The following is a 20,142-nucleotide window of genomic DNA, read 5'->3' on the forward strand; positions in this document are numbered from 1 at the left end:
AAGTGCGCGATCGCCGACAGGACAGGAAGATACCAACATGATGATGCAGGGCATCCGCAAGGCGGGGCAAAGCCTGGTCGGCAAGCTCCTGATTGCCTTGATGTTCGGGTTCCTGATCTTTTCTTTCGCGATCTGGGGCATCGGCGACATCTTCCAGGGCTATGGCCGCAACGCCGTGGCGGTGATCGGCAAGAAAGAGATCACCATCGAGCAGATGCGCACGGCCTATCAGAACGAGGTCCAGCTGCTGACTCGCCAGCAGCGCCGTCAGATCACGCCCGAGATGGCTCGCGCGATCGGCCTCGACCAGCGCGTCCTGTCGCGCCTGGTCACCGAGGCGACGCTCGACCAGGTCGGCGACAGGATGGGTCTCGCCGTCTCCGACGACACCGTGCGCGACACGATCTTCAACGACCCGAACATGAAGAACGCCGCGGGCGCCTTCGACCGCAACCGCTTCAACGAGCTGCTGCGGGCGATGGGCCTGACCGAGCAGGCCTTCGTTCGCGAGCAGCGTGCCGCGACGATGCGCCAGGAGCTCGCCGAGATGGTGATCGGTGGCATCTCCGCGCCCGTCGCTCTTCAGGAGCTCGGCCACAGGCTTCGCAACGAGCGGCGTGACGTCGCCTATGCCGTGATTCCCGAGAGGGCGGCCGGCGAGATCGCTGCGCCTGCCGAAGAGGTGCTCAAGCGCTATTTCGATGAGCGCAAGACCGCCTTCCGGGCACCGGAGTTCCGCAGCGCCAATGTTCTGGCCCTGACCGCTGACACCCTCGCCGATCCGACCAAGGTCTCCGAGGCGGATGCCAAGGCCCATTACGAGACGATCAAGACCCAACGCTACGGCTCGCCGGAGCGCCGCACGATCCAGCAGATCGTCTTCCCGACTGTCGAAGAGGCGCAGGCCGCCAAGGCCAAGATCGACGCCGGCGAGACCTTCGAGGCGATCGCCGCGGCCCGCAACATCGCCGAAGCCGACCTCGCTCTCGGCACTTTCGCTCGCGAGGGTCTGTTCGACCCGGCGGTGCGCGATGCCGCCTTCGCCCTCGCCCAGGCCGCGGTCAGCGCGCCTGTCCAGGGCGGCTTTGGCCCGGTGCTGCTGCGTGTCACCGAGATCGAGCCGGCGCGCCTCAAGAGCTTCGAGGAAGTCGCCGACGAGGTCCGCAAGGAGGTCGCGACGAGCAAGGCTGCGGCCCAGATGACCGAGCTGCACGACAAGATCGAGGACCAGCGCGCCTCTGCCCGGCCGCTCACCGAGATCGCCAAGGAGTTCGGGATGACCATCCGGCCGCTCGGCCCGATCGATTCCGGCTTGCGCAAGCCCGACGGCACGCAGGACACCCAGCTCCCCGGCGGCAGCGCGACGCTGACCGCGATCTTCGGCTCGGACATCGGCGTCGACAACGAGGCGATCCGCCTGCCTAACAATGGCGGCTATGTCTGGTTCGAGGTCACCAAGATCGATCCGCCGCGCGATCGCAGCTTCGACGAGGTCAAGGCCGAGGTTGTGCGCCAGTGGCGTGCCGACGAGGTCTCCGCCAAGCTCGCAGCCAAGGCGCGCGAACTGATCCAGCGCCTCGACGCAGGGGAAGCCTTCGCGACGGTGGTGACTGCCGCCGGGCTCAAGCCCGAGGAGGCGAACGGGCTCGGCCGCCAGGACCAGAACGATACCCTGCCCCAGAACGTCGTTTCGCTGATCTTCGGCACCCCCGTCGGCAAGAGCGCTTCGGCCTCGGTCGAAGGCGCAGGACGTGTCCTGTTCCAGGTGAAGGCGGCGACGGTGCCGCCCTATATGCGGACGACCGAAGAGGCCGAGAATTTCGTGCGCCTGTTCACCTCGAGCATGAGCGACGACGTGCTGACGCAATATGTCGGCAAGCTGCAGAAGGACCTCGGCGTCTCGCTGAACCAGGCCGCCTTCCGCAACGCGACCGGCGGCACGCAGAACTGAGAGCTCGCAGCATGGCGCCGGCCTTCGACCTCGAACGTTTCACCGCCGGCTATGATGCAGGCCAGCCCCAGCTGGTCACGCTGAGCTTGGTCGGCGACTGCGAAACGCCTGTCGCGGCCTTCATGAAGCTGCGCCATGCCGGCAAGGGCCCGGCCTTCCTGCTCGAATCGGTCGAGGGCGGCGCGGTTCGTGGGCGCTATTCGATGATCGGGCTGGAGCCCGATCTCATCTGGCGCTGCCATCATGGGCAGAGCGCGCTCTGCCGGCCGGCCCTGGGGGACAGCTTCCTGCCGGACGCGCGCCCGGCCTTCGAGAGCCTGCGCTCGCTGCTCGCCGAAAGCGCGGTTCCCGACCAGGACGGTTTGCCGCCCATGGCCGCCGGTGTGTTCGGCTATCTCGGCTACGACATGGTGCGCCTGATGGAGCGCCTGGCCGACCCGAAGGAGACCGGCGTCGGCGTTCCCGATGCGATCCTGATGCGGCCGACGCTGATGGTGGTGTTCGACGCGGTGCGCGACGAGATCACCGTCGTGACGCCGGTGCGGAATCAGCCGGGCGTGTCGGCGTCCATCGCCCATGAACAGGCGCAGGATCGGCTCGAGGCCGTGGTCGCCGCGCTGGAATCCCCACTGCCCGCCGAAGCCGCGATCGACATCGCCGGGCTCTCCCATCCCGAGCCTGTCTCGAACACCAGCGAGGCCGAGTACGAGGCGATGGTCCTGAAGGCGCAGGAGTACATCCGCGCCGGCGACATCTTTCAGGTCGTGCTGTCGCAGCGCTTCGAGGCGCCGTTCGAGCTGCCGCCCTTCGCACTCTACCGGGCTCTGCGCCGGATTAATCCGGCGCCGTTCCTGTGTTATCTCGACTTCGAGGACTTCCAGATCGTCTGTTCGAGCCCGGAGATCCTGGTCCGGATGCGGGACGGCAACGTCACCATCCGCCCGATCGCGGGGACACGACCGCGCGGTGCGACGCCCGCCGCCGACGCTGCCCTGGCGGATGATCTGCTGGCCGATCCCAAGGAACGCGCCGAGCATCTGATGCTGCTCGATCTCGGCCGCAACGATGTCGGCCGCGTCGCCGAGATCGGCAGCGTCAGGGTCACGGATTCGTTCTTCATCGAGCGTTACAGCCAGGTGATGCACATCGTCTCGAACGTCGAGGGCCGCCTCGCCGCAGAGCATGATGCGCTCTCGGCTCTGGTCGCCGGCTTCCCGGCCGGCACCGTTTCGGGCGCGCCGAAGGTCCGGGCCATGGAGATCATCGACGAGCTGGAGAAGGACCGGCGCGGCGCCTATGGCGGCTGCATCGGCTATTTCGGCGCCAATGGCGAGATGGACACCTGCATCGTGCTGCGCACCGCCGTGGTCCAGAACCGGCGCATGCAGGTTCAGGCCGGCGCCGGCATCGTCTACGATTCCAACCCGGCTTCCGAACAGACCGAGTGCGTCAACAAGGCCAAGGCGCTGTTCAAGGCCGCAGAGGAAGCCGTGCGCTTCGCCGCTCGGGCGAAGCGCGGACAGTAGGACCCGGCCGATCCTCCGATCAGATTCCGACCGAGCTCATCCACTTGTGCAGCGCCGTCTTCTGGACGTTGCAGTCCGCGCCGGCCCTGCCCCCGAAATCCCCGAACAGGTCGCCGCAGCATGAGGTCGCCTTGACGCAGACATGGGGAATGACGTGCTCCTTGCGCACGTCATACTCGCGCATCAGCCAGCGGATCAGAGCCGCCGATGTCCGCGCCTGCGCCGGCGTGATCTTGTCACCGAGCGCTGCGACATGCTCGATCCCGATGGATCGCGCGTTCATTGCCGAACTGCCGGCATGCCAGGCTCGCTCGCTGTCGTTGATCATCTGAACGAGCGCGCCGTCGAGACCGATGATGTAATGCGCCGAAGTCCGTGGGCTGCCATGCTTGAAATGGCTGATCGTGCCTTCGATGTTCCGCGAAGTCGTGTAGTGCACGACGATATGATCGATATCGACATTGTTCCGGCTCGACATATGCGATGTCGGTTCCCAGCGGTTGACCACCGGCTTTTCCATCTCCTCGTAGGAATCATCGCCGCAAGCCTCGCAGACGATGTTTGAAGTGTCTTGCTCGCTCGTCGCGGCGGCCAGCAGGCGCTCCGCCTTTCCAAGCAGGTTGATCACCTTCTGCGAGTACTTCTCATCGGCGGCCCATATCGGTCCGACAAACCCGATGAACTCCTCTGCACTACCGGCCCTTTTGCGCCACCCGTCATACGGCTTGCGATCGAGGAAAGCCCAGTACCCCTTGATGAACTTTTCGAAGGTTTCAAACTTGCAATAAATATCCACGCCGTCATGGGCATTGTAAGAAATCTTGCTCGCATATTTCTTGATTTCATCGCGGTACTTCATACCGGCGAAATTATTATGCTTATCTGCGAGATCTGATTTTCCCCAACCCGATTCCACAATCCAGCTCGCAAGCGAGACTGCCTTGAGATCAGGAAATTCGATATCCGTATTCTTGTATACAGAGATCAATTTCGACATCTTTTTCGACGGATTCACGGACGACCTCCCCCGATCATCGCTTTTCGACCCTGTATTATTCGACTATGACCAAGCGGAAAGCAAGACTTTCTATGTAATTCGCGCAGCTATTACGTGCACCCTCCTTTGACGAACAGCCCCGCCACGGACCGCCGGGATCTAAAACAGGAGGCCATGAAGACGCGCATCCGGGCATGCGGTTCTCTCACTTGCGCGGGGTAATTTCGCGCGGGCATAGTGGCGCCGGTCGCAGTGGTCGGTCCCTGCCCGGGGCGCTCTGGACGGCCCGATATCAGCCATTGTCGGCTCTGCCGTCCGCCACGGAGATCTGAATCCGGCGAGGCAGGGCCCGGCAACCGATGGAGAGAACACTATGCGTTTGCGCGCAACCATGATCGGTAGCGGTCTTGCTCTGGCGCTTCTGGCCGGCACAGCCGCATTCGCGCAGCAGGCCCAGCAGAAGGTGACGGTCGCGGTAACCGCCATCGTCGAGCATCCGGCGCTCGATGCCGCGCGCGATGGCGTCAAGAAGGCGCTGGAGGAGGCCGGCTACAAGGACGGCGCCAACCTGACCTTCCGCTATGAATCGGCTCAAGGGTCGCCGGCGACGGCGGCGCAGATCGCCCAGAAATTCGCCGGTGAAAGCCCGAACGTCATCGTCGCGATCGCGACCCCCTCCGCCCAGGCGATGGTGACGGCGACGCAGACGATTCCGGTGGTCTTCACCGCCGTGACCGACCCGGTCGCGGCCCAGATCGTCAAGGACCGCAAGGCGCCCGGCGGCAACGTCACCGGCATCTCCGACTTCTCGCCGCTCGAAGCCCAGTTCGACCTGATCAAGGAGCTGGTGCCCACCGCCAAGAAGATCGGCGTCGTCTTCAATCCCGGCGAAGCCAACAGCGTCGCGCTGCTCAACGCAGTCAAGGCGCTGGCGCCGGCCCGCAGCCTCCAGATCGTCGAGGCTTCTGCCGGCCGCACCGCCGATGTCTCCGCCGCCGCCCAGAGCCTCGTCGGCAAGGTCGACGCGATCTACCTGCCGACCGACAACACCATCATCTCGGCGCTCGGCACTGTCCTCGCCGTCGGCGTCGACAACAAGCTGCCGGTCTTCACCGGCGACACCGAGTCGGTCCAGAAGGGTTCGGTCGCCTCGATCGGCTTCGACTATTTCCAGGTCGGCGTGGAAACCGGAGCGGTGGTCGTGCGCGTCCTCAAGGGCGAGAAGCCCGGCGCCATTCCGGTTGCCAACGCCAGCGGCAGCAACCTCGTGATCAACGCCAAGGCCGCCGCCGCCATGGGCGTGACCGTTCCGCCGGCCGTGCTGGCGCGCGCCAAGCAGGTCATCAACTGACGTGAAGCGGCGGCGCAACCGCCGCCGCCTCCAACGGCCGCCTATCTCGCCGTTTCCGACAAGAACAAGCAGGGCGACCGATGAGTCTCATCGCCACTCTGGGCGCCATCGAGATCGGACTTGTGTTCGCTCTCGTGGCGCTCGGCGTCTACATCACCTTTCGCGTGCTCGATTTCCCCGACCTGACGGTCGACGGGACCTTGCCGCTCGGCGCTGCCGTCGCGGCGGCGATGATCGCGGGCGGCGTCAATCCGATCTTCGCGACGCTGGCGGCGATCGTCGCCGGCTGCCTCGCCGGCACGGTCACCGCCTGGCTCAACATCCGTTTCGCGATCCTGCACCTGCTCGCCGGCATTTTGACGATGACCGCGCTGTTCTCGATCAACCTGCGGGTCATGGGCGTACCCAATATCCCGCTGATGAACCGGCCGACGGTGATCGACTACTTCGCCTGGCTTAACCCGCTGATAGCCGCCACCGGCCTGCCCGGCCGTCCGAGCCTGCGCGTGCTCGCGCTGCTGATCATCGTCACCGTGATCGCCGCGCTGCTCGCGCGTTTCCTCAAGACCGAGTTCGGCCTCGCCATGCGTGCGACCGGCGCCAATCCGCGGATGGCGCGGGCGCAGGGCATCCGCACCGACATGCATATCTATGCCGGCGTCGCCCTCTCCAACGGCCTTGTCGCCCTGGCCGGCGCCCTGTTCGCGCAGACCGCGGGCTTCGCCGATGTCAGCATCGGCACCGGCACCATCATCGCCGGCCTCGCCGCCGTGATCCTCGGCGAGACGATCTTCCGTAGTCGGTCCATCGTCGTGGCGATCTTCTCCTGCCTGATCGGCGCCATCGCCTACCGCCTCGCCATCGCGCTTGCGCTGAATGCCGGCTGGCTCGGCCTGCGCGCCTCCGACCTCAATCTCGTCACCGCTGTGCTGGTCGGCATCGCGCTGATGCTGCCTGGTGTCGCCAACCCGCTGCGCGGCCTGTTCAAGCGGAGCGCGCCATGATCAGCGTCCGGGATGTCCACGTCACCTTCGGGCGCGGCACGCCGTTGGAGAACCGGGCGCTGCGCGGTCTCGACTTGAAGGTGGCCGACGGCGAATTCGTCACCGTCATCGGCTCGAACGGCGCCGGCAAGTCGACCTTGCTCAATGTGCTCAGCGGCGATGCCCGGGCCGAGCGCGGCACGGTCGAGGTCGACGGCATCGACGTGACGCGCTGGCCGACGCCGAAGCGGGCCGGCCTGATCGCGCGCGTCTTCCAGGACCCGATGGCCGGCACCTGCGAGCGCCTGACCATCGAGGAGAACATGGCGCTCGCCCAGGCACGCGGCCGGGCACGCGGCCTCGGCGCTGCGCTCGACACATCGTGCCGGGCCCTCTTCCGCGACAAGCTGGCGATGCTCGGCCTCGGGCTGGAGAACCGCCTCGGCGATTCCATGGGGCTGCTCTCGGGCGGCCAGCGCCAGGCGGTCAGCCTCTTGATGTCGACGCTGGCAGGCACGAAGACCCTGCTGCTCGACGAGCACACCGCTGCGCTCGACCCGCGCACCGCCAGTTTCGTGCTCGACCTGACCCGGCGCATCGTCGACGAGCAGAAGCTGACCGCCCTGATGGTCACCCATTCGATGCGCGACGCGCTCGACCATGGCAGTCGCACGGTGATGCTGCACGAAGGCAAGGTCGTCTTCGACATCGAGGGCGAGCGCCGCAAGGCGATGGACGTGCCCGACTTGCTGCGACTGTTCAAGCAGGTGCGCGGCGAGGAGCTTTCGGACGACAGCCTGCTGCTGAGCTGAGCCCTCCGTCGTCATTCCGGGGCGACGCATCTGGTATCCATGAACACCGCAGCGCCCTCCAGTTCGTCATGCTCGCCCTTGTGGCGAGCATCCACGTCTTGGACGCCGCACGGGATCAGGGATGCGAAGACGTGGATGGTCGGGACAAGCCCGGCCATGACGGAAAGGACGGTGTTCATGGTTTCCGGGCTCAGGCCTTCGGCCCACCCCGGAATGATCGCAGATGCGCTCAGGCTCGAATCTTCACATTCCGCGTCAGGAAATCGATGAAGGCGCGCATCCGCGCCGGCACGAAGCCGCCCTGCCCGAGATAGACGGCGTGAATGACCTCGATGTCGCCGGGGTTGAAGTGGTCCAGCACCGTGACGAGCCGGCCCGCGGCGATCTCCGCCTCGACATGGAAGCGCCCGAGCCGGGCGAGCCCGATGCCGGCGACCGCGAGTTGGCGCGCGATCTCGCCGTCCCCAACCAGGGTGTTGCCGACCGCGGCGATCGAGATCAGCCCGCCATCGACGCGAAATGGCCAGCCCTCGACCGAGCGGGCGAAATTGAAGCCGATGAGATTGTGTTTCTCGAGCTCGGCCGGCGTCTTCGGCGTGCCATGGCGCGAGAGATAGTCGGGCGAAGCGACGACCGCGACCCTGCTCTCGCCGATCTTGCGCGCCATCAATTGGTTGCCGCGCAAGGGGCCGGGCGCGACCCGGATCGCGATATCGGCCCGCTCCTCCAGGAGATCGACGACCTGGTCGGTCAGGACGAGGTCGATGGAAAGCTCCGAATGCTCGGCCAGGAAGGCCGGCAGCAGCGGCAGCAGAATTTGGTTGCCGAAGGCGACATTGGCGTTGACCCGCACCCGCCCGCGCGGCGCCCGCCCCGCTGCCACCTCACCCTCGGCTTCGGCGATGTCCGAGAGAATGGTGAGGCAGCGCTGGTGGAAGGCCTGCCCCTCCGCCGTCAGTTGCAGCTTGCGCGTCGAGCGATTGATCAGCCGCGCGCCGAGCCTAGCTTCCAGCCGCGTCACCAGCTTGCTGACCGCCGACGGCGTCATGCCGAAGAGCTTGGCCGCGGCTGAGAAGCCGCCGCGCTCGACCACGGCAGAGAACACTTCCATCTCACCGGAGCGGTTGCTGAGTAGAGCTGCCATGATGAATTCAAGTCACAAGTGATGTTACGGGCAGCATCCTAGTTCAAATCGTTGCATTGCACCATCTGGCTGGCTCCAGTCTCGCTTGGCGCGGAGCCTCCCATGCCCATTGCCGTCTACGCCCTCACCGCCGGTGCCTTCGGCATCGGCACCACCGAATTCGTCATCATGGGTCTGTTGTTGCAGGTCGCCAGCGACCTCCAGGTCTCGGTGGCGATGACCGGCCTGCTGATCTCCGGTTATGCGCTCGGCGTCTTCGTCGGTGCGCCCATCCTGACCCTCGCCACCCGCAAGCTACCGCGCAAGCAGGTGCTGATTCTGCTGATGGCGATCTTCACCCTCGGCAACATCGCCTGTGCGCTCGCCCCGAGCTACGGCCTCTTGATGGCGGCGCGCATCGTCACCTCGCTGGCGCACGGCACCTTCTTCGGCGTCGGCTCGGTCGTCGCGACCAGCCTCGTCCCGGAGGACAAGAAGGCTTCGGCCATTGCCGTGATGTTCACCGGACTCACCATCGCGACCCTTCTCGGCGTCCCCGCCGGCGCCTGGCTCGGCCTGCATTTCGGCTGGCGCGCCACCTTCTGGACCATCGCCGTGATCGGTGTCGTCGCCATGCTGGTGCTCGCCCGTTTCGTTCCGGCCGACAAGGGCAAGGTCGAGGTCGCGCCGCTGCGCGACGAGCTTGCAACCCTCGCCGACCCGCAGGTGCTGCTCGGCCTCGCCATGACCGTGCTCGGCTTCGGCGGCGTTTTCGCGGTCTTCACCTATATCCAGCCGATCCTCGTCGAGATCACTGGCTTCTCGCAGGAGGCCGTCTCGCCGATCCTGCTGCTCTTCGGCCTCGGCCTGCTCGTCGGTAACATGCTGGGCGGCAAGCTCGCCGACCGCAATCTGCCCGTCGCCCTGCTTGCGACCACGGCGAGCCTCGCCATCGTGCTCTTCGCGATGACAGCGACACTGCACTCGCCTGTCGCCGTGACGATCTTCGTCGGCCTGATCGGCGCCGCCGCCTTCGCCACGGTCGCCCCGCTGCAGATGCGCGTGCTCGACAAGGCCGGACCGGCCGGGCGTAATCTCGCTTCCAGCCTCAACATCGCCGCCTTCAACCTCGGCAATGCCTTCGGTGCCTGGCTCGGCGGCGTCACCATCGAGCATGGGCCGGGGCTCGCCGCCGTGACCTGGGTTGCCGCCATCGTGCCGCTGGCGAGCCTGATCCTGGCCGTGATCAGCCTGCGCCTCGACAAGCGCCCGCAGGCGGCGCTGCAGACCGCTCCCGTATCCTGCCCGCAGTAAGCGTTATCAAAGACCTCGCATAAGGAATTCAACCATGGACTACAGATATCTCGGCCGCTCCGGCCTCAAGGTTCCCGCCCTGAGCTTCGGCGCGGGTACCTTCGGCGGCCAGGGCCCGCTCTTCGGCAACTGGGGTACCAGCGACGCCAAGGAAGCGACCCGCCTCGTCGACATCTGTCTCGAGGCTGGGGTCAACCTGTTCGACACCGCCGATGTCTACTCGAACGGCGCCTCCGAGGAGGTCCTTGGCGCCGCGATCAAGGGCCGGCGCGACAAGGTCCTGATCTCCACCAAGATGAGCCTGCCGATGGGCGATGGTCCCAACGATGCCGGCTCCTCGCGCAGCCGGCTGATCGACGGCACCGAAGCCGCGCTACGCCGGCTCGGCACTGACCATATCGATCTGCTCCAGCTCCATGCCTTCGACGCCTTCACGCCGATCGAGGAGGTGCTGTCGACGCTCGATGCGCTGGTTCGCGCCGGCAAGATCCGCCAGGTCGGCGTTTCAAACTTCGCCGGTTGGCAGCTGATGAAGTCGCTGGCCCTCGCCGAGAGGCACGGGTTCCCGCGCTATGTCGCGCATCAAGTCTACTATTCGCTGGTCGGCCGCGACTACGAGTTCGACCTGATGCCGCTCGGCCTCGACCAGGGTGTCGGCGCCCTCGTCTGGAGTCCGCTTGGCTGGGGCCGCCTGACCGGCAAGATCCGCCGCGGCCAGCCTCTCCCGGAGGGCAGCCGCCTGCACCAGACCGCCGATTTCGGCCCGCCGGTCGACGATGAGAAGCTCTATGCCATCGTCGACGTGCTCGACGAGCTCGCGGAGGAGACCGGCAAGACGGTTCCGCAGATCGCGATCAACTGGCTGCTGCAGCGTCCGACCGTCGCCTCGGTGATCATCGGCGCCCGCAACGAGCAGCAATTGCGCGACAATCTCGGCGCCGTCGGCTGGGCGCTGACGCCGGAGCAGATCGCCCGGCTCGACGAGGCGAGCGCTACGGTCCCGCCGTACCCGGCCTTCCCGTATCATCGCCAGGAGGGCTTTGCCCGGCTCAACCCGCCGGTGGTTTAGCTCCTTCTTCGCTCACATCGTCATCCCGGACGCAGCGAAGCGGAGGTCAGGGATCCCTGCCGGAGCCTTCCCGATCTAAGTTCAGGCATGGATCCCGGGTCTCCCTTCGGTCGCCCGGGACGACATAGTCTGGAGGAACATCGACGCGGCTTGATTTTTTGCGCTCCCGCCTGTCGGCTGCGGGCCCGGCCAGACGTCCTTGGCCATGAGAGGAGCCGCCGATGCACTACGCCATCCTTTGCTATCATTCCGAAGAGGTCGTCACGGCCTGGACGAAGGAGCAGAACGAGGAGGTCATGGGCCGCCTCGAAAAGGTCCGCCAGCGCATCGCCAAGGAAGGCAAGCTCGGCCCCGTCGCGCGCCTGCTGCCGACCACGGCGGCAACGACCCTGCGCAAGGATCGTGACGCGCCGCTTATCCTCGACGGCCCCTTCGCCGAGACCAAGGAGCAGTTCCTCGGCTTCTACATCGTCGACGTCGCCGATCTCGACGAGGCGCTCGGTATTGCGCGCGAGCTCGGCGAGGCCAATCCCGGCGGCGCCTTCGAGGTTCGCCCGCTTGCGGTCTACTATCCGGCGGGAGTCTGAAGATGGCCGACCTCGCCTGGATCGATGCGGCGCTGCTTGCGGCCCGCCCCCAGGCGATCAGCGCATTGCTGCGCTATTTCCGCGATCTCGACATCGCCGAGGAGGCCTATCAGGAGGCCTGCCTCAGGGCGCTCAAGACCTGGCCGCAGAACGGGCCGCCGCGCGACCCAACCGCCTGGCTGATCTTCGTCGGCCGCAATGTCGCGCTCGATCAGGTCAGGCGACAGAAGAAACAGGAACCGTTGCCGCAGGACGACCGGATTTCCGACCTCGGCGATGCAGAAAGCGATGTCGCCGAGCGGCTCGACGGGGCCCACTACCGCGACGACATCCTGCGGTTGCTGTTCATCTGCTGCCATCCGGAGCTGCCGGCGACGCAGCAGGTCGCGCTCGCCCTGCGCATCGTCTCGGGGCTGAGCGCCAAGCAGATAGCGCGGGCCTTTCTCGTCGGCGAAAGCGCGATGGAGCAGCGCATCACCCGGGCCAAGGCGCGGATCGCCGCCGCCGAGGTGCCATTCGAAGCGCCCGGCCCTGTCGAGCGCGGCGAACGGCTCGCGGCGGTCGCGGCGATGCTCTACCTCGTCTTCAACGAAGGCTACTCCGCCTCGGGAGCGGAAGCCGATCGTCGCCGGCCGTTCAGCGAGGAGGCGATCCGCCTGGCCCGGCTGCTGCTCAGGCTGTTCCCGACAGAGCCGGAGATCATGGGCCTGGCGGCGTTGATGCTGCTGCAGCATGCGCGCGCCGCGACACGCCTAGACGATAGCGGCGCGATCGTGCTGCTCGACGACCAGGACCGGGCGCTCTGGGACCGGCATCTGATCGCCGAAGGCCTGGCCTTGATCGACAAGGCGATGCGCCACCAATCCCCGGGTCCTTACCAACTCCAGGCGGCGATCGCTGCCGTTCATGTCCGTGCGGTGCGGCCTGAGGAGACCGACTGGGCGCAGATCGACCTGCTCTACGCCACGTTGGAGCATGTCCAGCCCTCGCCGGTGGTGTCGCTAAACCGTGCCGTCGCGGTCGGCAAGCTGCGCGGGCCCGCAGCCGCCTTGTCCTTCATCGAGCCGTTGGAAGCGTCGCTAGCCGGCTACTTCCACTTCTTCGGCCTGAAGGGCGGGCTGCTGCTGCAGCTCGGCCGCGGTCGCGAGGCGCGGATCGCCTTCGACCGGGCGATCGCGCTCGCGAACAGTGCCAGCGAGGCGGCCCATATCCGCCTACATATCGACCGGCTGATGCGAGAGAGCGAAACCTCGAGCGCCGGCTGACACCACATCTAGCCGGACCGTGCAGCGCAGACGCCACTCGCATATTCACGCGTCAAATCAATGTACTGAGGTACGATCCTCGCCCTTTAGATCAGCGATCGAGACTTAGTGCCAGCCGCGTGAGCAGGCGGGCGAGCTCGGCCTGCTCTGCCGCGTCCAGCCCGCCGAGCAGCCGGTGCTCCAGCGCCATGTCCTCGCGAAAGGCGGCCTCGGCCTTGGTCCGCCCGGCTTCGGTCAACTCGACCAAGAGGCTGCGCCGATCCTCCTGCGCCTCGCGGCGCCGGATCAGCCCAGCGGCCTCCAGTCGATTGAGGCGCGCCGTCAGGCCACCGGAGGAAATCATGAGCGTCTGGTAGAGCTCGGTCGGCGTCAGCCGCCAGGGCTCGCCGGAACGCAGCAGGGTCGAGATCACATCGAACTCGCCGGCATCGAGACCGTGCCGGGCGAAGACTGCCTCGATATCTGGCCGCAGCCGCAGGGTGATCCGCCTGGCGCGGCCGATCACCGCCATCGGGCTGGTATCGAGGTCGGGCAGTTCGCGCGCCCATTGCGCCCGCAGCCGGTCGACATGGTCCTGCCGCTCTCCAACCGCACCATCCATGCCGTTCCCCTGCTCCTGTCCAATCCTGTCAGGAGAACGCTGGCTATATCTTGACGTCAAGACATTATCGCATTTATCTTGACGTCAAGATAAATGGAGGAAGCGATGTCAGCACAAATTCCATTCACGCTAGCCGGGCTGGACCATGTGGTGTTCCGCACCAGCGATCCCGCCCGCATGCTGCGCTTCTACCAGGACGTGCTCGGCTGTCCGCTCGAGCGCCGCCAGGACGAGCTCGGGCTGGCGCAGTTGCGCGCTGGCCGCTCGTTGATCGACCTCGTTGACATCGCCGGCCCGCTCGGCCGTGCCGGCGGCGCCGCCCCGGGCGCGGAAGGGCGTAATGTCGATCATATCTGCCTCGGGATCAGGCCTTTCGACGAAGAGGGCCTGCGCGCCCATCTGGCACGTCATGGCGTCGCGATCGTCGCTGCCGGTTCGCGCTACGGCGCCGAGGGCGAAGGCCAGGCGATCTACATCCGTGATCCCGACGGCAACGCGATCGAGCTCAAGGGAGCCGAGTGAGCACCGAGACCGGCCTCGGAAAATAATTCACGGCCTTTGTCGGCACCGGAAGGTCGTCAACGTCCTAGCGTCAGGCCTCCGGAAAACCCGGCCGGCAGAGACGAAACCAACGTCCAACAGCAGCAAAAGAGGGAATTTCGCCATGTCGCAAGCAGCAACCGCCCAAAAGCCAGAAGCCCAGCCCGAAACCCGCGGCGGCGTCGTGCCCTATATCAGCGTCGATGGCGCGGTGAAGGCCTCCGAATTCTACCAGAAGGCCTTCGGTGCCGAAGAAGTCGCCCGCCAGCCGGTCGACGACAAGGGCCGCACCATGCACATTCACCTCTACGTCAATGGCGGCTCGCTGATGTTGAGCGATCCCTATCCGGAGTACGGCTACCCCTGGCAGGCGCCGCAGGGCTGCACGATGACCCTGCGCGTCGACGATATCGACTTCTGGTGGAAGCGCGGCGTCGAGGCCGGCATGGAGGTCGTCACCCCGGTCGAGGTAATGTTCTGGGGCGACCGCTACGGCCAGTATCGCGACCCGTTCGGCTTCCTCTGGGCGCTGGTCTCCGCGGTCAAGTAAGCGCCCCGCCGGCACGCAAAGCCAGTTTCACGAAGCTCTCGCCGGCCGCCCCCGCGCGCCGGGCCGGCGAAGCCATGCCCGATCAAACCATGCCGTTCCGGAGAGAACCATGCACTCGGAAATCCAAATCACCGCTTCTCCACCCGTGACGCTTTGGATCGGCCGCGTGATGAGCGGGCTGGTCATTGCCTTCCTTATCTTCGACGGTGGCATCAAGCTCGCACCTCTCTCGGTGGTGACCGAGACGATGCAACAGCTCGGCTATTCCGCTTCGCCGGAGCTGGCACGCGGGCTCGGCGTGATGACCCTGGCAATCGCTCTGCTCTACGCGCTGCCGCGGACCAGCATTCTCGGCGCGATCCTGCTCACCGGGCTGCTCGGCGGCGCCATGGCAACACATCTGCGGGTCGGCAGCCCGCTCTTCAGCCATCTCTTCTTCGGCCTCTATCTCGGCCTGATCGCCTGGGGCGGGCTGTACCTGCGCGATGAGAGGCTGCGCCGCCTGATCCCCTTGCGTGCAGAAATCTGACCGCTCGCCAAATACGCGCCCCTATCCTGTCGCAAACTGACGGGAAGCCGTCGCACCTTCTTCAGCAAGCCTTCTCGGAGGCGCCAACACAGGAGGAACACGCCATGTCCAACATTGTTGAAGCCGAAAAGACGCAGGACTTTTCCGGATGCATGCCGGCCAAGCCGCAGCAGGAGCATGAATGGCTGCACAAGCTCGTCGGCGAATGGACCTATGAGGCCGATTGCCTGATGGGCCCGGACCAGCCGGCGATGAAATCGAGCGGGACGCATCGGACGACCTCGTTCGGCGGCCTCTGGATCGTCGGCGACGGCGAGGGCAAGATGCCGGACGGCTCACCCGCGCAGACCCGGTTGACCCTCGGCTACGATGCCTTGAAGGGCGCGTTCGTCGGCAGCTTCATAGGCTCGATGATGTCCAATCAGTGGGTCTACTCCGGCAAGCTCGACGCTTCCGGCAAGATCCTCACCCTCGACACGGAAGGCCCCGACTTCACCACGCCGGGCAAGACCGCGAAGTATCAGGACATCCTCGAGATCAAGAGCGACGACCACCATACCCTGTCATCGCAGGCGCAGGGCCCGGACGGGACGTGGCACAGCTTCATGACCGCGCATTATCGCCGCAAGCGGTAGCGCCAAGGCATCACACGCAGCTGCGGCAACCATTGAACGAGGGCGCGGGCCGGCCGGCTCCGCGCCCTCGTGCTTGACCCGCACGCGCGTTCGGGGCCATGTGCAATCGCAATGACAACGGGTGGGGACGGCCCCGGACGGCGATGCGCATCCTGCTGATCGACAATTACGACAGCTTCACCTGGAACCTGGTCCACCTGATCGGCGGGCTCGGAGCCGAGGTCGAAGTTCGCCGCAACGACTCGCTGACGGTCGCGGAGGCGCTTTCCGGCGGCCACGGCGCGATCGTGCTTTCGCCCGGCCCGTGCACGCCGACCGAAGCCGGCATCTGCCTCGACCTCGTGCGCGAAGGCGCCGGCAAGGTGCCGATGTTCGGCGTCTGCCTCGGCCTGCAGACGATCGGCCAGGTCTTCGGCGGCGAGGTCGTGCGTGCGCCGCTGCCGATGCACGGCAAGGTCTCGACCGTGACCCATAGTGCGCGCGGCCTGTTCCACGGGATAAATGGGCCGCTCGAGGCGACGCGCTACCATTCGTTGGTGGTGAAGCGCGAGACCTGCCCGGAGGTCCTTTCGATCGAGGCGGAATCCGGTGACGGCATGATCATGGCGCTCTCGCATCGCGAGCTTCCGGTGCATGGCGTGCAGTTCCATCCGGAAAGCATCGCTTCGGAGCATGGCGCGACGATCCTGCGCAATTTCCTCGATCTCGCCGAACGATGGTCGGCTGCGTCCGACTCCGCCGCCCTTTCCGCGACAGCCTGATCGATCGAGTTCCCATGGAAGACTTCAAGCCCTTCATCGCCAAGGTCGCGACCGGCGCCTCGCTTTCGCGCGAGGAGGCTAGAGACGCCTTCGAGACCATGCTTTCGGGCGGCGTCACCAACGCCCAGGCCGCCGCCTTCCTGATGGCGCTGCGCGTGCGCGGCGAGAGCACCGACGAGATCGCCGGCGCCGTCAGCGCGATGCGCGCCCGCATGCTCACGGTCTCCGCCCCCGCGGATGCGATCGACATAGTCGGCACCGGCGGCGATGCGTCCGGTTCATACAATGTCTCGACGCTGGCCTCGATCATCACCGCCGCCTGCGGCGTGCCGGTCGCCAAGCATGGCAACCGCGCGGCGTCCTCGCGCTCCGGCGCCGCCGACGTCCTGACGGCGCTCGGCGTAAAGGTCGGCCTGGAGCCGGCCGGGATCGAACGCAGCATCCGCGACGCCGGCGTCGGCTTCATGTTCGCGCCGGCCCATCACGCCTCGATGCGCCATGTCGCACCGGTGCGCACCGAACTCGGCACCCGCACGATCTTCAACCTCGTCGGCCCGCTCTCCAACCCGGCCGGCGTGAAGAAGCAGCTGGTCGGGGCCTTCTCCGAGACCTGGCTCGAGCCGATGGTCAAGGTGCTCGCCTCGCTCGGCTCGCAGTCGATCTGGGCCGTGCACGGCTCGGACGGGCTCGACGAGATCACCACCACTGGTCCGACCCGCGTCGTCGCGCTGAAGGACGGCAAGATCGAGAGTTTCTCGATCTCTCCCGAGGATGTCGGCATCGCCCGGGCGAAGCCCGAGGATCTGCGCGGCGGCGAACCGGAGCAGAACGCAAGAGCCTTGCAGGACGTGCTCGACGGCAAGAAGAGCGCCTTCCGCGACATCGCCGCCTTCAACGCCGCCGCAGCTTTGGTCGTCGCTGGCAAGGCCGGCACGCTCGGCGGCGGCCTCTCGCAGGCCTATCAGGCGCTCGACAGCGGTAAGGCCAAGGGGGTGCTCGCCGCGCTCGTCTCAAGCTCGAACGCCTGAGGCCGCCATGTCAGACATCCTGAAGCGGATCGAAGCCTATAAGCGCGAGGAGATCGCGGCGGCACGCAGCGCCGTGCCGCAGCCCGAGATCGAGCGCCGCGCCGCCGCCATGCCGCCGGCGCGCGACTTCCTCGGCGCGCTCGAAGCCAAGCGCGAGGCCGGACTGCCGGCGCTGATCGCCGAGATCAAGAAGGCGAGCCCGTCCAAGGGCCTGATCCGGCCGGATTTCGACCCGCCGGCGCTGGCGAAGGCCTATGCCGAAGGCGGCGCCGCCTGCCTTTCGGTGCTGACCGACACACCCTCCTTCCAGGGCCAGCCGGAATATCTGGCGCAGGCGCGCGAGGCCTCCGGTCTGCCGGGCCTGCGCAAGGATTTCATGTTCGAGCCCTATCAGGTCTTCGAGGCACGCAGCTGGGGTGCCGACTGCATCCTTGTGATCATGGCCTCGGTCGACGATGCTGCGGCCCGCGAACTGACCAATACCGCCAAGGCGCTCGGCATGGCGGTGCTGGCGGAGATCCATGACGAAGCCGAGCTTGAGCGAGCGCTGAAGCTCGACACCCGCCTCGTCGGCATCAACAACCGCGATCTGCGCAGCTTTGAGGTCAGCCTCGTCGTGACCGAACGCCTCGCACCGCTGGTGCCGACCGACCGGCATCTCGTCGGCGAGAGCGGCATATTCAGCCATGCCGATATCACCCGGCTGCAGGGCTGCGGCGTCAACACCTTCCTCGTCGGCGAGAGCCTGATGCGCCAGCAGGATGTCGCCGGTGCGACCCGCCAACTCCTGACCGGAAAGACGGCGGAGGCGGCGGCGTGAGCCGGCTTTCGCATCTCGACAGCCAGGGCCAGGCTCATATGGTCGATGTCGGCGACAAGGCGGAATCCGCCCGGATCGCCGTCGCCGAAGGCAGCGTCGTGATGCAGGCGGAAACGCTTGCGATCGTGCGCGCCGGTGAAGCCAAGAAGGGCGACGTGCTCGGCACCGCGCGCCTCGCCGGGATCATGGCAGCCAAGCGCGCGCATGAGCTGATCCCGCTCTGCCACCCCTTGCTGCTGACCAAGATCGCGGTCGATCTTACCATCGACGAGGCCCTGCCCGGCGTGCGCGTGCGGGCCGAGGTGCGCCTCACCGGCAAGACCGGCGTCGAGATGGAAGCGCTGACCGCCGTCAGCGTCGCCTGCCTGACGGTCTACGACATGGTCAAGGCGGTCGATCGCGGCATGCATATCGAAGCTATCCAGCTCGTCCACAAATCCGGCGGCAAGTCCGGCGCCTACGAAGTTGCGGAAGGGCAGAGATGAGCCTGACACCGGTTGCCGTCGCGCTGCGCGCGCTGCTCGACAGCGCTCCCGGAACCACCGGCGCCGAAACGCTGCCGCTGGCGCGCTGCGCCGGCCGGGTGCTGGCGGCCGATGTCGCGGCGCTGCGCACCCAGCCGCCTTTCGCCAATTCGGCCATGGACGGCTATGCCGCCCGCGCCAATGACCTCCAGCCCGGCAAGGAATTGCGGGTGATCGGCGAATCCGCCGCCGGCCGCGGCTTTGCCGGCTCCGTGGCGCCGGGCGAGGCGGTCCGCATCTTCACCGGCGCGCCGCTGCCGGAGGGCACTGATGCCATCCTGATCCAGGAGCATGCGGAAGGCGTCGACGGCCCGGTGATCCGCGTCACCAAGGCTGCGAACAAGGGTCAGTTCGTTCGTGCCGCCGGGCTCGATTTCAGCAATGGCGAAGTCCTGCTCGCGGCCGGCCGCCGGCTCGACAGCGCGGCGCTCGGTCTTGCCGCCGCGATGGGGCATCCGGAGCTTCCGGTTCGCCGCAAGCCCGTGGTCGCGATCCTCGCCACCGGCGACGAGCTCGTCCTGCCGGGCGAGCCGGTCGGCCCCGACCAGATCGTCGCCTCGAACAGCTATGCGTTGGCCGCGCTGGTCGAGCAGGCGGGCGGCACGGCGCTCGATCTCGGCATCGCCCGCGACAACCATCCCGACCTTGCGGCCCGCATCGAGGCGGCGAAGGCGGCGAATGCCGATGTGCTGATCACGCTCGGCGGCGCCTCCGTCGGCGCGCATGACCTCGTCCAGGCTGCGCTCAAGGCCCAGGGCATGGATCTCGGCTTCTGGAAGATCGCGATGCGGCCGGGCAAGCCGATGATGATGGGCAGGCTCGGCCCGATGGTCGCGCTTGGCCTGCCGGGCAACCCGGTCTCCTCGATCGTCTGCGGACACCTCTTCGTCACGCCGCTGATCGAGGCCCTGCTCGGCATGGCCGAGCCGGAGCGCGACCGCGGCGAGCCCGCGATCCTCGCCGTCGACCTGCCGGCGAATGACGAGCGCCAGGACTATCTGCGCTCGACCTTCGTGACCGAGGCGGGCGAGCGCCGGATAAAGCCCTTCCCCAAGCAGGATTCCTCGATGCTGGCGAACCTCGCCCGGGCCGAGGCGCTGGTGATCCGGCCGGTCTTCGCCGAGCCGGCCAAGGCGGGCGATCCCTGCCGGATCATCCGGCTGCGCTGACTGGCGG

At 66.7% G+C, this 20,142-nt stretch carries 22 protein-coding genes; 18 read left to right on the plus strand and 4 right to left on the minus strand.

Features of this window, described 5'->3' with window-relative positions; translation table 11 throughout:
• Positions 1–37 precede the first annotated feature (37 nt).
• Positions 38–1,951, plus strand: a complete 1,914-nt coding sequence (locus DK26_RS05820; RefSeq protein WP_066469298.1) for a SurA N-terminal domain-containing protein — start codon at positions 38–40, stop codon at positions 1,949–1,951.
• 11 nt (positions 1,952–1,962) lie between these two features.
• Complete coding sequence (gene trpE / locus DK26_RS05825; RefSeq protein ID WP_066469303.1) at positions 1,963–3,477, plus strand: anthranilate synthase component I; 1,515 nt, start codon at positions 1,963–1,965, stop codon at positions 3,475–3,477.
• 19 nt (positions 3,478–3,496) lie between these two features.
• Here trpE and DK26_RS05830 read toward each other — a convergent pair whose 3' ends face one another.
• On the minus strand, positions 3,497–4,492 hold the full coding sequence (locus DK26_RS05830; RefSeq protein ID WP_157089530.1) for an N-acetylmuramoyl-L-alanine amidase: 996 nt from the start codon (positions 4,490–4,492) through the stop codon (positions 3,497–3,499).
• 355 nt (positions 4,493–4,847) lie between these two features.
• Between DK26_RS05830 and DK26_RS05835 the strand changes: the two genes are divergently transcribed.
• The 3 genes from DK26_RS05835 to DK26_RS05845 all read left to right on the plus strand — a co-directional run bounded on the left by DK26_RS05835 (position 4,848) and on the right by DK26_RS05845 (position 7,620).
• A complete protein-coding gene (locus tag DK26_RS05835; protein WP_066469307.1) occupies positions 4,848–5,825 on the plus strand; it encodes an ABC transporter substrate-binding protein in 978 nt (325 codons plus the stop codon).
• 80 nt (positions 5,826–5,905) lie between these two features.
• Complete coding sequence (locus DK26_RS05840) at positions 5,906–6,829, plus strand: ABC transporter permease (protein WP_066469309.1); 924 nt, start codon at positions 5,906–5,908, stop codon at positions 6,827–6,829.
• Complete coding sequence (locus DK26_RS05845; RefSeq protein WP_066469311.1) at positions 6,826–7,620, plus strand: ABC transporter ATP-binding protein; 795 nt, start codon at positions 6,826–6,828, stop codon at positions 7,618–7,620. Before DK26_RS05840 ends, DK26_RS05845 begins: the two co-directional genes overlap by 4 nt.
• 11 nt (positions 7,621–7,631) lie before the next feature.
• On the opposite strand, the gene DK26_RS28895 is transcribed toward DK26_RS05845, so the two are convergent.
• The gene (locus DK26_RS28895) at positions 7,632–7,799 is read right to left on the minus strand and encodes a hypothetical protein (protein ID WP_157089531.1); all 168 of its coding nucleotides are present in this window, start codon (positions 7,797–7,799) and stop codon (positions 7,632–7,634) included.
• A 50-nt stretch (positions 7,800–7,849) separates the two neighbouring features.
• A complete protein-coding gene (locus tag DK26_RS05850; RefSeq protein ID WP_066469312.1) occupies positions 7,850–8,764 on the minus strand; it encodes a LysR family transcriptional regulator in 915 nt (304 codons plus the stop codon).
• Between the two features lie 102 nt (positions 8,765–8,866).
• Between DK26_RS05850 and DK26_RS05855 the strand changes: the two genes are divergently transcribed.
• From DK26_RS05855 to DK26_RS05870, 4 genes are all read left to right on the plus strand, one after another.
• Positions 8,867–10,057, plus strand: a complete 1,191-nt coding sequence (locus DK26_RS05855) for an MFS transporter (RefSeq protein WP_066469313.1) — start codon at positions 8,867–8,869, stop codon at positions 10,055–10,057.
• 34 nt (positions 10,058–10,091) lie between these two features.
• Positions 10,092–11,126 (plus strand): aldo/keto reductase, encoded by a 1,035-nt coding sequence (locus tag DK26_RS05860; protein ID WP_066469314.1) that lies wholly within the window; start codon positions 10,092–10,094, stop codon positions 11,124–11,126.
• A 221-nt stretch (positions 11,127–11,347) separates the two neighbouring features.
• Positions 11,348–11,713, plus strand: coding sequence for a YciI family protein (locus tag DK26_RS05865; RefSeq protein WP_066469316.1), 366 nt, complete (start codon positions 11,348–11,350; stop codon positions 11,711–11,713).
• A gap of 2 nt (positions 11,714–11,715) precedes the next feature.
• Positions 11,716–12,978 (plus strand): RNA polymerase sigma factor, encoded by a 1,263-nt coding sequence (locus DK26_RS05870; RefSeq protein WP_066469317.1) that lies wholly within the window; start codon positions 11,716–11,718, stop codon positions 12,976–12,978.
• A 91-nt stretch (positions 12,979–13,069) separates the two neighbouring features.
• Here the strand turns inward: DK26_RS05870 and DK26_RS05875 are convergent, their stop codons facing one another.
• Positions 13,070–13,579 carry a MarR family transcriptional regulator gene (locus DK26_RS05875; protein ID WP_066469319.1) on the minus strand — a complete coding sequence of 170 codons (510 nt, stop codon included), beginning with the start codon at positions 13,577–13,579 and terminating at the stop codon, positions 13,070–13,072.
• Between the two features lie 105 nt (positions 13,580–13,684).
• On the opposite strand from DK26_RS05875, the gene DK26_RS05880 reads away from it, so the two are divergent.
• The 9 genes from DK26_RS05880 to glp all read left to right on the plus strand — a co-directional run bounded on the left by DK26_RS05880 (position 13,685) and on the right by glp (position 20,135).
• Positions 13,685–14,101: a VOC family protein gene (locus DK26_RS05880; protein WP_066469321.1), complete on the plus strand. Its 417-nt coding sequence runs from the start codon at positions 13,685–13,687 to the stop codon at positions 14,099–14,101.
• Positions 14,102–14,243: 142 nt separating this feature from the next.
• Positions 14,244–14,669 carry a VOC family protein gene (locus DK26_RS05885; RefSeq protein WP_066469322.1) on the plus strand — a complete coding sequence of 142 codons (426 nt, stop codon included), beginning with the start codon at positions 14,244–14,246 and terminating at the stop codon, positions 14,667–14,669.
• A 109-nt stretch (positions 14,670–14,778) separates the two neighbouring features.
• A complete protein-coding gene (locus DK26_RS05890) occupies positions 14,779–15,198 on the plus strand; it encodes a DoxX family protein (RefSeq protein WP_066469324.1) in 420 nt (139 codons plus the stop codon).
• A 104-nt stretch (positions 15,199–15,302) separates the two neighbouring features.
• On the plus strand, positions 15,303–15,833 hold the full coding sequence (locus DK26_RS05895; RefSeq protein WP_248309876.1) for a DUF1579 domain-containing protein: 531 nt from the start codon (positions 15,303–15,305) through the stop codon (positions 15,831–15,833).
• A 143-nt stretch (positions 15,834–15,976) separates the two neighbouring features.
• Complete coding sequence (locus tag DK26_RS05900; protein WP_066469326.1) at positions 15,977–16,594, plus strand: aminodeoxychorismate/anthranilate synthase component II; 618 nt, start codon at positions 15,977–15,979, stop codon at positions 16,592–16,594.
• A 14-nt stretch (positions 16,595–16,608) separates the two neighbouring features.
• Complete coding sequence (gene trpD, locus DK26_RS05905) at positions 16,609–17,622, plus strand: anthranilate phosphoribosyltransferase (protein WP_066469329.1); 1,014 nt, start codon at positions 16,609–16,611, stop codon at positions 17,620–17,622.
• A gap of 7 nt (positions 17,623–17,629) precedes the next feature.
• Positions 17,630–18,442, plus strand: a complete 813-nt coding sequence (trpC, locus tag DK26_RS05910) for an indole-3-glycerol phosphate synthase TrpC (protein ID WP_066469330.1) — start codon at positions 17,630–17,632, stop codon at positions 18,440–18,442.
• Positions 18,439–18,927, plus strand: a complete 489-nt coding sequence (gene moaC, locus DK26_RS05915; RefSeq protein WP_066469331.1) for a cyclic pyranopterin monophosphate synthase MoaC — start codon at positions 18,439–18,441, stop codon at positions 18,925–18,927. Before trpC ends, moaC begins: the two co-directional genes overlap by 4 nt.
• Positions 18,924–20,135: a gephyrin-like molybdotransferase Glp gene (gene glp / locus DK26_RS05920; RefSeq protein WP_066469332.1), complete on the plus strand. Its 1,212-nt coding sequence runs from the start codon at positions 18,924–18,926 to the stop codon at positions 20,133–20,135. The genes moaC and glp overlap by 4 nt, the downstream gene beginning before the upstream one ends.
• The last annotated feature ends 7 nt before the right edge of the window (positions 20,136–20,142 follow it).

It is taken from the genome of Allobosea sp. WAO (genome assembly GCF_001509835.1).
In the GTDB taxonomy this organism is placed as follows: Bacteria; Pseudomonadota; Alphaproteobacteria; order Rhizobiales; family Beijerinckiaceae; genus Allobosea.

What these genes read in the sequence shown, in the direction of transcription:
- DK26_RS05820 (WP_066469298.1), top strand. Translation starts at nt 38, where the DNA reads ATGATGATGCAGGGCATCCGCAAGGCGGGGCAAAGCCTGGTCGGCAAG.
- trpE (WP_066469303.1), top strand. Translation starts at nt 1,963, where the DNA reads ATGGCGCCGGCCTTCGACCTCGAACGTTTCACCGCCGGCTATGATGCA.
- DK26_RS05835 (WP_066469307.1), top strand. Translation starts at nt 4,848, where the DNA reads ATGCGTTTGCGCGCAACCATGATCGGTAGCGGTCTTGCTCTGGCGCTT.
- DK26_RS05840 (WP_066469309.1), top strand. Translation starts at nt 5,906, where the DNA reads ATGAGTCTCATCGCCACTCTGGGCGCCATCGAGATCGGACTTGTGTTC.
- DK26_RS05845 (WP_066469311.1), top strand. Translation starts at nt 6,826, where the DNA reads ATGATCAGCGTCCGGGATGTCCACGTCACCTTCGGGCGCGGCACGCCG.
- DK26_RS28895 (WP_157089531.1), bottom strand. Translation starts at nt 7,799, where the DNA reads ATGAACACCGTCCTTTCCGTCATGGCCGGGCTTGTCCCGACCATCCAC.
- DK26_RS05850 (WP_066469312.1), bottom strand. Translation starts at nt 8,764, where the DNA reads ATGGCAGCTCTACTCAGCAACCGCTCCGGTGAGATGGAAGTGTTCTCT.
- DK26_RS05855 (WP_066469313.1), top strand. Translation starts at nt 8,867, where the DNA reads ATGCCCATTGCCGTCTACGCCCTCACCGCCGGTGCCTTCGGCATCGGC.
- DK26_RS05860 (WP_066469314.1), top strand. Translation starts at nt 10,092, where the DNA reads ATGGACTACAGATATCTCGGCCGCTCCGGCCTCAAGGTTCCCGCCCTG.
- DK26_RS05865 (WP_066469316.1), top strand. Translation starts at nt 11,348, where the DNA reads ATGCACTACGCCATCCTTTGCTATCATTCCGAAGAGGTCGTCACGGCC.
- DK26_RS05870 (WP_066469317.1), top strand. Translation starts at nt 11,716, where the DNA reads ATGGCCGACCTCGCCTGGATCGATGCGGCGCTGCTTGCGGCCCGCCCC.
- DK26_RS05875 (WP_066469319.1), bottom strand. Translation starts at nt 13,579, where the DNA reads ATGGATGGTGCGGTTGGAGAGCGGCAGGACCATGTCGACCGGCTGCGG.
- DK26_RS05880 (WP_066469321.1), top strand. Translation starts at nt 13,685, where the DNA reads ATGTCAGCACAAATTCCATTCACGCTAGCCGGGCTGGACCATGTGGTG.
- DK26_RS05885 (WP_066469322.1), top strand. Translation starts at nt 14,244, where the DNA reads ATGTCGCAAGCAGCAACCGCCCAAAAGCCAGAAGCCCAGCCCGAAACC.
- DK26_RS05890 (WP_066469324.1), top strand. Translation starts at nt 14,779, where the DNA reads ATGCACTCGGAAATCCAAATCACCGCTTCTCCACCCGTGACGCTTTGG.
- DK26_RS05895 (WP_248309876.1), top strand. Translation starts at nt 15,303, where the DNA reads ATGTCCAACATTGTTGAAGCCGAAAAGACGCAGGACTTTTCCGGATGC.
- DK26_RS05900 (WP_066469326.1), top strand. Translation starts at nt 15,977, where the DNA reads ATGCGCATCCTGCTGATCGACAATTACGACAGCTTCACCTGGAACCTG.
- trpD (WP_066469329.1), top strand. Translation starts at nt 16,609, where the DNA reads ATGGAAGACTTCAAGCCCTTCATCGCCAAGGTCGCGACCGGCGCCTCG.
- trpC (WP_066469330.1), top strand. Translation starts at nt 17,630, where the DNA reads ATGTCAGACATCCTGAAGCGGATCGAAGCCTATAAGCGCGAGGAGATC.
- glp (WP_066469332.1), top strand. Translation starts at nt 18,924, where the DNA reads ATGAGCCTGACACCGGTTGCCGTCGCGCTGCGCGCGCTGCTCGACAGC.